This is a genomic window from Dactylosporangium sp. NPDC049140, from assembly GCF_040648435.1.
In genome coordinates this window covers 123,533-135,283 of sequence record NZ_JBEZDS010000014.1, presented here as the reverse complement: position 1 = coordinate 135,283, position 11,751 = coordinate 123,533, and the positions used below count along the sequence as shown (strand labels likewise).

8 protein-coding genes and 1 pseudogene are annotated in these 11,751 nt (G+C 72.8%); 3 read left to right on the top strand and 6 right to left on the bottom strand.

Features of this window, described 5'->3' with window-relative positions:
* Positions 1 to 82 precede the first annotated feature (82 nt).
* The 6 genes and pseudogenes from AB0B76_RS23815 to AB0B76_RS23790 all read right to left on the bottom strand — a co-directional run bounded on the left by AB0B76_RS23815 (position 83) and on the right by AB0B76_RS23790 (position 8,504).
* Positions 83 to 370, bottom strand: a complete 288-nt coding sequence (locus tag AB0B76_RS23815; protein WP_360378892.1) for an Lrp/AsnC ligand binding domain-containing protein — start codon at positions 368 to 370, stop codon at positions 83 to 85.
* 37 nt (positions 371 to 407) lie between these two features.
* A complete protein-coding gene (locus tag AB0B76_RS23810; protein WP_360378889.1) occupies positions 408 to 1,226 on the bottom strand; it encodes a sugar phosphate nucleotidyltransferase in 819 nt (272 codons plus the stop codon).
* 2 nt (positions 1,227 to 1,228) lie between these two features.
* A complete protein-coding gene (locus AB0B76_RS23805; RefSeq protein WP_360378886.1) occupies positions 1,229 to 1,747 on the bottom strand; it encodes an NUDIX hydrolase in 519 nt (172 codons plus the stop codon).
* A 17-nt stretch (positions 1,748 to 1,764) separates the two neighbouring features.
* Positions 1,765 to 3,495, bottom strand: a pseudogene (locus tag AB0B76_RS23800) (HD domain-containing protein); the annotation flags it as partial.
* Positions 3,496 to 5,787: 2,292 nt separating this feature from the next.
* Complete coding sequence (locus AB0B76_RS23795; protein WP_360378883.1) at positions 5,788 to 7,521, bottom strand: DEDD exonuclease domain-containing protein; 1,734 nt, start codon at positions 7,519 to 7,521, stop codon at positions 5,788 to 5,790.
* Between the two features lie 35 nt (positions 7,522 to 7,556).
* Positions 7,557 to 8,504, bottom strand: coding sequence for a GAF domain-containing protein (locus tag AB0B76_RS23790; RefSeq protein ID WP_360378881.1), 948 nt, complete (start codon positions 8,502 to 8,504; stop codon positions 7,557 to 7,559).
* A gap of 127 nt (positions 8,505 to 8,631) precedes the next feature.
* Here AB0B76_RS23790 and AB0B76_RS23785 point away from each other — a divergent pair, with 127 nt between their 5' ends.
* The 3 genes from AB0B76_RS23785 (at position 8,632) to AB0B76_RS23775 (ending at position 11,593) form a co-directional block, all read left to right on the top strand.
* Entirely contained in the window at positions 8,632 to 10,005 is a 1,374-nt protein-coding gene (locus AB0B76_RS23785; RefSeq protein WP_360378879.1) for an NYN domain-containing protein, read from the top strand.
* A 142-nt stretch (positions 10,006 to 10,147) separates the two neighbouring features.
* Positions 10,148 to 10,327 carry a hypothetical protein gene (locus AB0B76_RS23780; RefSeq protein ID WP_360378876.1) on the top strand — a complete coding sequence of 60 codons (180 nt, stop codon included), beginning with the start codon at positions 10,148 to 10,150 and terminating at the stop codon, positions 10,325 to 10,327.
* A gap of 9 nt (positions 10,328 to 10,336) precedes the next feature.
* Positions 10,337 to 11,593 carry a M48 family metallopeptidase gene (locus tag AB0B76_RS23775; RefSeq protein ID WP_360378874.1) on the top strand — a complete coding sequence of 419 codons (1,257 nt, stop codon included), beginning with the start codon at positions 10,337 to 10,339 and terminating at the stop codon, positions 11,591 to 11,593.
* Positions 11,594 to 11,751 lie beyond the last annotated feature (158 nt).

Genomic DNA, 11,751 nt, shown 5'->3' with positions numbered 1-11,751 from the left:
GTACCGGGTGCGGGCCCGTCATTCGATGCGATTTGCCGCACTCGCGGCGCCGGGACAGGGCGTTCAGCAGCGCAAACAGGAATTAGTCGGCGTCGGGGAGACCGATCGCGAAAGCTTCTTCCAAATCGTGGCGCGAATACGCGCGAAACGCGATGTGTGTGTCGGTCTCCACAACCCCGGGCACCTTGGAGATGCGGTTCGCGATGACCTCGGCGATCTCCTCGAACTGCTGGACGCGCACCATCGCGATGAGGTCCACGTTGCCGGCGACGGAGTAGACCTCGCTGACGCCGTCGAGGTTGGCGATGTTCTCGGCCACCTCCGGGATCGAGTCGGTGGCGCAGTCGATGAGAACGATCGCGGTGATCACCTGCGGAGCTCCTTCCGGCCTGTGGACACCCGTCATGCTAGTGGGCGGGGACGGTGAGCGACCGTCCGACCCGGATCGCGTCGGTGAGCGTCTCGCCCGCCGCGACGACTCCGCCCGGCCACACCACCCCGCGGTGCACCCGCCCGGCGACGTGCGCCCCCGCCCCGATGACGGCGCCGTCGAGCGCCCCGGTCACGACGGCGTCCTCCGCAACGAGTTCCTTCTGGTGTACCGCATGCAGGTTCGCGGCCAGATAGTCCGCCGGAGTTCCGGTGTCGAGGTAGGTGCCCGGATACTCGACGACCTCCAGCCGCCCCTGCCGCTCCGCGGGGCGCCACGCCAGCCGCACGAGGTCCGACGGCTCCGGCTCCAGGTCCTTGACCAGGTCCCACGGCAGCAGCGAGAACCCGGCGAACCGGTGGCCGCCGAACTCTCGCGGCGGCCCGGGCACCCCGAGCAGCCGGGCGGTCTCCCCGTCCCAGTTCTCGAGCAGTGCCGCGATGTCCGCGCCGGGCGCGAGGCCCTCCGTGGCCAGGTACGCGTCGGCGTTGCCGACGAGCACGCCCCGGCCGCCGATCCAGTCCCGCAGCAGCCCGAGGCCGCCGGCGGTGCCGAGCGGGTCGCCGGGCTCGACGGACAGGTGGGCCCGGTCGCCGACGTGCGCGGCCACGAGGTGGCCCAGGTAGCAGGCGTTCACGGCGGTGTCCAGCCCGTGGTACCGCACCCGCTCCAACGCCCGGTCCAGCAGCGGGACGTTGCCGACCGGGCACAGCGCCTTCGGCAGGTGCTCGGTCAGCGGCCGCAGGCGCCGCCCCTCGCCGGCCGCGAGCACCACCGCGCACACGTCCGCGCTCATGCTCACGTCTCCAGCACTTCCGGGTACTCCTTGTACGGGCCGATGCCGTAGTGCGCGAGCAGCCGCGAGGTGGAGACGGTCAGCGGCGGCAGGTTGTCGAGCCGGTGCCAGGCCGCCTCGAGGATCTCGGCCTGGTCGACGACGAGCGCCTCGCCGGGCACGATCTCGGCCTCGAACACCATGTCGATCCACTGGCCGCGGGTGTGCACGATCGCGTTGGGCGAGGCCGGGCGCATCTGGTCGAGCGGCAGCTTGAGCCCGGTCTCCTCGGCGAGCTCGCGGGCGGCGGTCTGCGCCGGGGTCTCGCCGCGGTCCATCAGCCCGGCCGGCAGCGACCAGCCGGCGCCGGGCGGCTGGCGCAGGAGCAGGATCTGCGTGAGCGCGGGGTCACGGATGATCGCGACGGCGCCGACGGTGTACGTCGGCTGGAACGTGCGCACGATCCGCCGCTTCCAGCGCCCGGGGAGCCGGTAGAACGTGCGGTACGCCAGCACGCGCACCCGCCCACGCAAGTCGGTCATCCGGTAAGGCTAGTGACCTAATGCGGGGAATGGTCGACCAGGGCGATCAACTCGGCCACGACCTCGTCGGCGGTGCGGGCGTGGTCGGCCACGGCGACGAGGAGCGTCTCGATGTCGGGGAAGCCGAGGCGGGGCGCGAGGCGTACCAGGGGCAGGTCGCTGGCCAGGCCGCGGCCCTGCTGGCGCAGCGCGAGGCCGATGGCGAGCCGGCCGAGCCGCACCTTGTTGGCGACCGTGATCGCCGGTGCCTCGTGGGCCTCGAACCAGCGGCTGATGTGGAGGCGGGCGTGCGGGGTACGGACGAAATCCAGCCATTCCGGCGACGGGCCGCGCGCGGGGGCGTCCGCGTCGAAGTCGAACTCGTCCCGCTGGCCGGCGCGGGTGATGATCTCCACCGAGTCGCCGTCGGCGAGGGGGGAGGAGACCGCGGTGAGCCGGCCGTTGACCCGGGCGCCGATACATCGGTTGCCGACGTCGGCGCCGAGGATGTACGCGAGGTCGACCGGCGTGGCGTCCGCGGGCAGCAGCACCGGCCGCCCGCCGCCCGCCGTGAGCACCAGGATCTGGTCCTCGGCGAGGTCGCAGCGCAGCGAGGCGATGAACTGCGACGGGTCGGAGGCGGACGCCTCCCAGTCCAGCAGCCGCCGCAGCCAGTCCAGCTGCTCGGCCTTGCTCGCGGGGCCGAAGCGCGCGGCGGTGGTCGGGTAGCGGAAGTTCGTGACGATGCCGTACTCCGCCGCCTGATGCATCTCCACGGTGCGGATCAGCACCTCGACCGAGCGCCCCTCGGGCCCGAGCACCGTGGTGTGCAGCGACTTGTAGTTGTTGTTCTTCGGCGTGGCGATGAAGTCCTTGAACCGCCCGGGTACCGGCCGCCACTTGCCGTGGACCGCGCCCAGCGCCGCGTAGCAGTCGGTGTCGGGCCCGTCGACCACGATCACGATGCGCGGCAGGTCGTGCGGCTCGGCGTAGTCGCCGTCGACGGTGTCCTTCCAGATGGAGTACAGGTGCCGGGGCCGCGGGGAGACGGTCGCGTCGAGCCCGAACCGCTTCAGGTCGCCGCTCACGGTGGAGATGACCTTCTCGATGTACCCGTCCCAGCCGACCCGCTGCTCGACGTAGTCGGCGACGACCGCGTACCCGCTCGGCGACACCGCCCGCAGCACCCAGTCCTCGAGCTCCCGCTTCAGCGCCTGGATGCCGAGCCGCTCGCACAGCGGGATCAGCACCTCCCGCGTCGCGGTGGCGATGCGCACCCGGCTCTTGACCGACCGGGCGTCGATGGTGCGCATGTTGTGCAGCCGGTCGGCGAGCTTGATGACCAGCACCCGAACGTCCCGCCCGGCGGCGACGATCATCTTGCGGATCGTCTCGGCCTCGGCGTCGGCGCCGTAGAACATCTTGTCGAACTTCGTGACGCCGTCGACCAGCAGCGCGACCTCGCCGCCGAAGTCGCGCTCCAGCGCCCCGAGCGTGTAGTCGGTGTCCTCGACGGTGTCGTGCAGCAGCGCCGCGACAAGCGTCGTCGTGTCCATCCCGAGGTCCGCGAGGATCTCGGTGACCTCGAGCGGGTGCGAGATGAAGGCCTCGCCACTCTTGCGCATCTGCCCGCGGTGCATCTGCTCGGCCATCGCATAGGCCCGGCGCAGCAGCGCAATGTCCGCGGAGGGATGGATCTGCCGGTGTACCCGCAGAATGCCCGCCATCGGATCATCGCTGGACTGCCACGGCAGGATCGCCCGCAGCCGCGACCCGATGATCGCCGTGTACGTGGCCGTCGGATCGCCCCGCACGGCCCCGCCGGCCAGCGCCGAGTACGTAGGCGGCGGCGGCACTTCCGGCGAGTCATCGGCCGCGGGCGCGGTGAGCTTCTTGCGCGGCGCCGCGTACCGGTCGTCGAGCATCGGCTGCCCGCGCCGCCCCGCCCGCGGCACTCCACCCTTGCGACCGCTCTTGCCCTCGTCGTGCGTGTTGCGCGGCTTCCCGCCGTCGGCGTACTCGTCCGCATCCGGCTCGGCGGCCTGAGCTTCACCTTGCCGCGGCCGGGTCTCGATGCCCCGGTCGTTGGCCGGCCACCCCGTACCGCCACCACGCCCATCATGACCCGCCCGCGCGGCGGCCCGGTCCTCGAGCTCGGCGTTCGCGCGCGCGACGGCCCGGGTTTCGTGCTCGGCGTTCGCGCGGTCGGCGCTCCGGTCAGCGCGGGTTTCGTGCTCGGCGCCGGTGCGCGTGCCGGCCGGGTCGGTGCGCGGCTCGTGCTCGGCGCGGCCGTCGGTCCGGGGCTCGGCGCGGCCGTCGGCCTGGCTCGCGCGCGCGGCGCCTCGGGGCTCGTGCTCGGCGTTGGTGCGGGCGGCGCGGGGCTCCTGCTCGGCGCGGCCCTCGGTCCGGGGCTCGGCGCGGCCGTCGGCCTGGCTCGTGCGCGCGGCGCTCCGGTCGGCGCGCGGCTCGTGCTCGTTGGGGCCGCGCTCGGGCCGCCCGGTGTGCTCGTTCGCGGCCCGCCCGGCGTGCTCGTTCGTGGCCCGATCGCCGGCGCCGCGTTCGGCCGAGGCGGCCCGGTCGTTCATCGCCCGGTCATGCTGATGCCCGCGGTCGGCCGGCGCGTGGTCGGGCCAGTGCGCCCGATCCGTTGCCATTCGATCCGCGGGCACTCGGTCCGCGTGCTGTTCAGGTTGCCGCCCTGGCTCGCCCCCGTCGGTCCCGGCCCGATCGTTCGGCGACCGCTCGGTCGTGGCCGGCGCGCGCTCCCCGCCCCCCGGCGGCGCACCCGGACGGCGCCCGGGGCTGGCGATGGTCGCGGTCGGCAGCCCCTTGGGCCCGAGAAACATCTCCGCGGGCGCGAGAAACCCACCAGAACTCAAGTTCTCGACCCGAATCGTGCGCGGCCCGCTCGTCCCGGCCCCGATCGTCCCGCCGAGCACACTCCCGGGAATCGTCCCGGAGCCACTGCCGTCCAAACTCTCGTGCCCGTGCGCCGCACCGGGCCGAGGCGAACCGGGCCCGTGCGCCACCCCCGGCCCATTCACGGCCGGGCCGCTTGCCGCTCCCGGTCCTGGCACGCCGGAGTAGTGGCCCGCCCCGGGACCGTCCGAGATCCCAGGCCCACGTACGCCGGGCCCGGGTATCGCTCCCGGCTCGTGGGCGTCGCCGCCGTGCGCCACGCCGGAGCTGTTCGCCGTGTCGGGGCCGCCCGCGCCGAGCATCGCTTCGGGGGCGGTGGCCGGGCTGGAGCCGCTCGCGCCGTGGGAGGAGGTCACCGGGGCGCCGAGCGGGGATCTGAAGCCGTCGCGGGTCGCCGCCGGGCTGGACGTGAGCGCAGGTCCGAACCCGTCCGGGGCGGTCGCCGGGCCGGAGGCGAGCGCAGGTCCGAACCCGTCCGGGGCGGTCGCCGGGCCGGAGGCGAGCGCAGGTCCGAACCCGTCTGAGGCGGAGGCGAGCGCGGGTTCGAAACCCTCCGGGGCGGTGACCGGGCCGGAGGCGAGCGCGGGTTCGAAACCCTCCGGGGCGGTGACCGGGCCGGAGGCGAGCGCGGGTCCGAACCCGTCCGGGGCGGTCGTCGCGCTGGAGTCCTGCGTGGGTCCGAAGGCGTCGGGGTCAGCGGCCGGGCCGCGGCCGAAAGCGGCGGGGCGCGACACGCCGAGGGCGGCTACCGTCTCGTCGACCAAGCGGTGGGCATCTTCGCTGGTCACGGCCGGTATGACCGACGCGGCGACCGCGGCTCGGAAATTCGGAAACTCCGTGGGGTTGCCGTCCGACGCCGCTGGGTCCACCATGTACTCGCTGTGCGTCGCATTCGGGCCTGAAACATCCGGTACACCCGCGATGTTTGAAGCCCCCGACTCGTGGGACTCAACACCTGGAACCGGGGCGCTTGGTGTCGGGGAGGAGCCCGCACCAAAGGACGCGCCGGACTGCAATCCGGGCTCCATAGCGGCACCTCCTCACCGACGGGCCTGCGCGGGCCTGGGTTTGGGTAGGTTCCAGCCTAGTTTCCCTACGGGCATCCGATCGGTCATTTGAGTATGGTCGTTCGTCCGATGTACCTACCCGCCCAAGTCAGTATGAACCGAGGCGGCCGCTTCCGCCCGGACCAGGAACGGACGCCATCGCGCCGCCCCGCCCACCGGTGACGACCAGCCGATATCGGTCTTGACCAGGCGTGTTTCGGGTCGTTCGAGCCACGCCAGGATGCGTTCGGTCTCCTCCGGGGATGCTCGCGGGGTCGGGCCGTGCCCCGGCAAGACGGTTTCGGCTGTGGCCAAGACCACATCCAGGGTCGGCTGTGGATGCACCCTCGGGGGTGAAACGCCCGCCGCGGCGAGTCGCCCATGTCTCACCACCGCGATCTCCCAGCCCCCGGCCGCCGAGGGCCGCGCCGCCACGACCTCGGGTAACCCGCTCAGCCCGGCCAGCCGCTGCTGGCGGATCGCGGTGCGCAGGAACGCGACGAGCCGGCCCCGGATCGTCGCCGCGTCCTCGTAGCGCTCGACCTCGGCCAGCGCCTCGATCCGCGCCATCAGCCCCCGCACGACCGGCCCGGGGTCGCCGACGGTCGCCGTCCGGAACGGCGCCGCGGCCGCCGTCTCGTAGTCCTCGGCCGAGATGCGGTGCTCGCACGGTGCCGGGCAGCGGCCCAGCTCGGCCAGGGCGCAGGCCGGGGTCTTGGTGCGCAGCGACAGCTTGTGGGTGCACTGGCGGATCGGCAGCGCGTCGTAGAGGCCGGCCGCCGCCAGCTCGGCGTATCGCCGGGAGCCGAAGGGGCCGAGGTAGGCCGCGCCGTCGCCCTGCACCTCCCGCACGAGCGACAGCCGCGGGTAGGCCTCCGCGGTGAGCTTCAGCCACACCACGCGCTCCGGAAACTTCGAGCGCCGGTTGTACGGCGGTTTGTGCGCCGCGATCAGCCGCAGCTCGCGCACCTCGGCCTCCAGCGAGTGTGCGCACGGGATGGCCTCGACGCGCTCGGCTGCGTTGATCATCTCGTCGATCCGCGCGCGTTTCTCGGCCGCCGTGAAGTAGCTGCGCACGCGGGTGGCGATGGAGGAGCTCGTCCCGATGTACAGCGGCCGGTCCTTGAGCCCGCGGAACACGTAGACCCCCGGGGCGTCGGGCAGCCCCTCGGCCAGGTGTTTCTTGCGCCGCTGGGCCGGGCTGACGGCCTTGACGAACTCGATCACGTCGCCGATGGTGTGCACCTTGAGGCTGCCGAGCCGGGCGAACAGGCCGTGAAGCACGTCGACGGTGGCGCGGGCGTCGTCGAGCGCCCGGTGGACCGGCTGGGTCGCGGCCCGGAAATGCCGTGCGAGTGTGGACAGCCGGTGGTTGGGCACCTCGTCGGCGACCATCGCGCGCCGGGCGATCGCGGCGGTGTCGAGGACGATCGGTTTGGGCCAGGCGTACCCGTGCTTGGCGCAGGCCGCCTTGAGGAACCCGGTGTCGTAGGGGGCGTTGTGCGCGACCCACACCGAGCCCTGGGCGAACTCGAGGAAACTCGGCAGCACCGTCTCCAGCTTCGGCGCCTCCAGCAGCATCATCTCGGTGATGCCGGTGAGCACCGTGATGAAGGCCGGCACCCGCTCCTCCGGGTTGACCAGTGTGCCGAACTCGCCCAGGATCTCGCCGCCGCGGACCTTCACCGCACCGATCTCGGTGATGCCGCCGCCGTCCGGCGCGCCGCCCGTGGTCTCCAGGTCGACCACGACGAACGTGGTGGAGAACAGTGTGGCGGCGCGGGGGTCGTCGAATAGGGCGTCGAACGTTTCCTGGTGGTAGTGGGGCACGAGCGCACAGTACGACCAGGGTGTGACAAAAATTGCTAGTGAGGAGGAAAGCGCAGCTCAAGCCGCACGTCGGGGGAGCCGACGATGGCCGATGTGTCGGCCACGGTGGCCCCGTGCGCGCGCAGGATCTCGGCCACGGCACGGGGCACGGGCTCGTCGGCCTTGCGCCGCCCGTCGAGGTCCAGCTGCCACTCGGGCCGGATGCTGCCGCCGGCGTGGCCGATCTCGATCGCGGGCACGGGTGAGCTGAGCACGCGCACCGCGACCCGTCCGCCGGCCGGGGCCAGCTTGAGGGCGCCGAAAATGACGTAGTCGAGGGCGCGGGCGAGTTTGGCGGGATCAGCGTGTACCAATGCGGCGTCTGCCAACCCCAGCGTGATGGCGATGTTTCGCGCATCCGCGATCGCGCGCAGTTCCCGGATCCGGGCTTCGGTCAGGTAGGCGAGGTCCACCGACCGGGGCTCGGGCCGGGGGCGCAGTTCGTCGGCCACCACGAGTCGACGCAGCTCGAGCAGCTCCGTGACCTGCCTGGCCAGGGCCCGCAGCGCCTTCATCTGGTCGAGGTTCAGCCGGTGCGGATTGTGGTCGACGACGCAGAGGGTGCCCAGGGCCGCCCCTTCGGTGGTGAGCAGCGGCGCGCCCGCGTAGAAGCGGATGCCGTCGTTCGGGGTGACGAAGGGGTTGTCCGCAAATCGGACGTCGGCTGTCGTGTCGGGCACCACCATGAGGTCGCGGCCCATGATCGCGTGGGCGCAGAACGCCACCTCGCGGGGCGACTCGTCCAGCTCCAGGTCGCCGACCTTGGCCTTGAACCACTGCCGCTCGGCGTCCACCAGCGTGACCAGCGAGATCGGGGCGCCGCAGACTTCGCTCGCGATCCGGACGATGTCGTCGAAATCGGTCTCCGGTGGCGTGTCCAGGACAGCCATCGAGTGCAGGGCGGAAATCCGGTCCGCCTCGTTGCTGGGTACCGGTGCCGCCATCCCCGCCTCCAAAACGTTCACTTGACCGGGTGAAATAAGGATATGTCAGCTTTTAGCCGTTCGAGGTACGGCTGCGGTCCTGGACTCCATCCCGGGCGAATGTGGTCGACAATGCGACACTGGAGTGATGTCTGCGTACGACGCTCCCGACGACCTCGAGCCCGAGGTCGCGCTGCCGTCTGCGCAGGCCGTCGAGGACGACCAGGAACCGGTGCTGCCCGAGGTCGTGCGCCAGCGCGTGATCTCCCTGGCCGCGGCGGCCATGACCGGCTTGCCGATGGAAGAGCTGCCCATGCCGCTGCGGCGGGTGGCCAAGTTCGCCCCCAACCGCCGCGCCCGCCTGGGCGGCCCGGTCATCGCCCTGCAGCTCTCCGGCGACCCGCTGCTGCGCCAGCGCCTGGCCACCAGGGTCGTCAACGACGCCGGTGACCTGGGCTCGGCCGTGCTCGAGGGGGTCGCGCCGGCCGCGGCCGACCCGGTGGAGGTGGCGGCGCTGGCGTACCTGGCGCGGCCCGACGGCTGGCGCACGCTCGTCGGCGACGCCACCGAGACGGTGCGGGCCGAGGCCGAGGGGGCCGTCGCCTCCGAGCGGGTCCGCGACGTCGAGCAGCGCCTCGCGCGCGCCGAACACGACCGCGCGGTCGCCCGCGTCGAGGCCGACAAGCTGCGCGACGAGCTCGCCCGGCTCCGCGACGAGGCCGCCGGCCTGCGTGAGGAGGTCCGCGGGCTGGGCAAGTCGCTGCGCGAGTCGCAGGCCAAGGAGCGCAAGGCGACCGACATGCTCGCGGCCGAGAAGGGCCGGGCGGGCAAGGTCAACGCGGACCACGACGCCGAAGTGCGGCGCCTGCGGGCCCGCCTCGCCGAGGCCGAGACCGCCGCCGGTGCGCAGCGGCAGAGCGCCAAGGACGCCCGGGCGGTCGACGACGCCCGGCTGTGGCTGCTGCTGGAGACGATCGGGCAGGCCGCCGTCGGGCTGCGCCGCGAGCTGGCCCTCGACCCGACCGACAAGCTGCCGGCCGACTTCGTCGCCGACGTCGCCGCCGATCGGCCCGAGGGCGTCACCGCGTCCGCGCGCGCCCTCGACGCCGACGACCCGGCCCGCCTCGACCAGCTGCTCAGTCTCCCCAAGGCGCACATGATCGTCGACGGGTACAACGTGACCAAGAAGGGTTACGCGGAGATCTCCCTCGAGCAGCAGCGCAACCGGCTCATCGCCGGGGTCGGCGGGCTCGCCGCGCAGACGCGGGCCGAGGTCACCGTGGTGTTCGACGGCGCGGAGCGGGTCCACGGCCTGCCGCCGGCCCCGCGCGGGGTGCGCGTGCTGTTCTCCCACAAGGGCGAGACCGCCGACGAGCTCATCCGCCGCCTGGTCCGGGCCGAGCCCGCGGGGCGCCCGATCGTGGTGATCTCCTCGGACAAGGAGGTCATCGATGGTGTACGCCGTCATGGTGCCTATCCCTTGTCGTCCGACACGCTCCTGAAGCGGCTTTCGCGGTCCTGACCTGGGCGTTTGCATTTTTTGTCGTACCCCCTCGCTACCGTTCGTGCTATCGGGTTCACCGATGCGTCGGTATTGGAGGAGAGCGATGCTCGTCGACTGCGAAAGCTGTTCGGTGCGGGGCAACGCCTGCAGGAGTTGCGTGGTGACCCTGCTGCTCGACACCCCGCCCGCGTTTCACCAGCTCGGTGCCGAGGAGGTGCAGGCCATCGAGGTCTTCGAGCTCGCCGGGTTCGAGGTCACCGTGCTGGAGCCCACCCACTTCGAGGCTATCCCCGTGACCCCCGTCCCCTCACCCCGCCGCCGGCGCGGGCGTGCCGCATAGGCTGACGCGATGACGCCTCGTCTCTGGGCCGCGATCACGCTCGTCGTGCTGCTCATCGCGGCGGCCGTCGTCGCGCTGCTGCGGGTGCCGTGGTCGGCGCCGCCCGCACCGCGCGCCGACCAGCTCGCCGCGCTCGACACGCTGCCACGCGACGCGGTCGCCCAGGGCCGCGCCTTCCACGCGGCGTTGCGCCCGGGGATGTACATCTCGATCGTCCTCGGCCTGATCGTGGCGCTGCTGCTGGGCCTGACCCCGGCCGGCGCCTGGCTCGTGGAGCAGGCCGGGCGCCCCTTCGGGGGGCACTGGCTGGCCCGCGCCCTGCTCGGCGGGCTCGTCGTCACCCTCGTCGGCGAGGTGGTCGCGCTGCCCCTGTCCGCCTGGCGCCAGTCGATCCTGCGCCGCTACGGCCTGTCCACGCAGGGCTGGGGCGGCTGGACCGTCGACCTGCTCAAGGGCTACGCCGTCGGCGCCGTCATCGGCGCGATCGTCCTCGTCGGCTTCTACACCGTCACCCACTTCGCCCCGCGGTGGTGGTGGGCGTGGGGGGCGGCCGGCGCCGCTGTCCTCACGGTGCTGCTCACGTTCGTCTTCCCGGTCCTCGTCGAGCCGGTCTTCAACAAGTTCACGCCGATGCCCGACGGCGAGCTGCGCACCAGCCTGCTGGCCCTGGCCGCGCGCGACGGCGTACCGGTCCGCGACGTGCTGGTGGCGGACGCGTCGCGGCGCACGCGGGCGGTGAACGCGTACGTGTCCGGGCTCGGCCCGACCCGCCGCATCGTCGTGTACGACACCCTGATCGACCAGGCCCCGCCCGCCGAGATCGAGTCCGTCGTCGCCCACGAGCTCGGCCACGCCAAGGACAATGACGTGCTGACGGGCACCCTGCTGGGCGCACTGGGGGCCGCGGCGGCCGTGTGCGCGCTGTACCTGATCGGCTCGTGGTCGGCCCTGCTCCGCCTGGCCCGCGTCGACTCGATAGCCGAGCCCCGCGCCCTGGCCCTGCTGCTGGCCCTGGCCACGGTCGCGAGCCTGTTCGCGGGCCCGGCCCAGGCCTTCGTGTCCCGCCGCATCGAGGCCCGCGCGGACGAACACGCCTTGGGCCTGACCGCGAACCCGTCCGAGTTCGAGGCCATGCAGGGCCGCCTGTCCCTGGTCAACCTGGGCGACCCGGACCCCAACACCCTGGAACAGTTCCTGTTCGGCACCCACCCGACGGCCGTCGAGCGCATGGCCGCTTCGCGCGCGTGGGCCCGCACCCACGAGTAGCGGCCCCGCTCGGCTCCGCCCTGCCCGCTTCGGCCCGCTCTGCTCGGCTCCGCTCTGCTCGGCTCCGCTCTGCTCGGCTCCGCTCTGCTCGGCTCCGCTCTGCCCGGCTCCACGCTGCTCTGCCCGCTCCGGCTTCGCCCTGCACTGCCCGGCTCCGC

Excerpts from the sequence above, each read along its gene's own strand:
- AB0B76_RS23790 (WP_360378881.1), bottom strand. The coding sequence starts at position 8,504 with ATGGCGGCACCGGTACCCAGCAACGAGGCGGACCGGATTTCCGCCCTG.
- AB0B76_RS23805 (WP_360378886.1), bottom strand. The coding sequence starts at position 1,747 with ATGACCGACTTGCGTGGGCGGGTGCGCGTGCTGGCGTACCGCACGTTC.
- AB0B76_RS23810 (WP_360378889.1), bottom strand. The coding sequence starts at position 1,226 with ATGAGCGCGGACGTGTGCGCGGTGGTGCTCGCGGCCGGCGAGGGGCGG.
- AB0B76_RS23785 (WP_360378879.1), top strand. The coding sequence starts at position 8,632 with ATGTCTGCGTACGACGCTCCCGACGACCTCGAGCCCGAGGTCGCGCTG.
- AB0B76_RS23775 (WP_360378874.1), top strand. The coding sequence starts at position 10,337 with ATGACGCCTCGTCTCTGGGCCGCGATCACGCTCGTCGTGCTGCTCATC.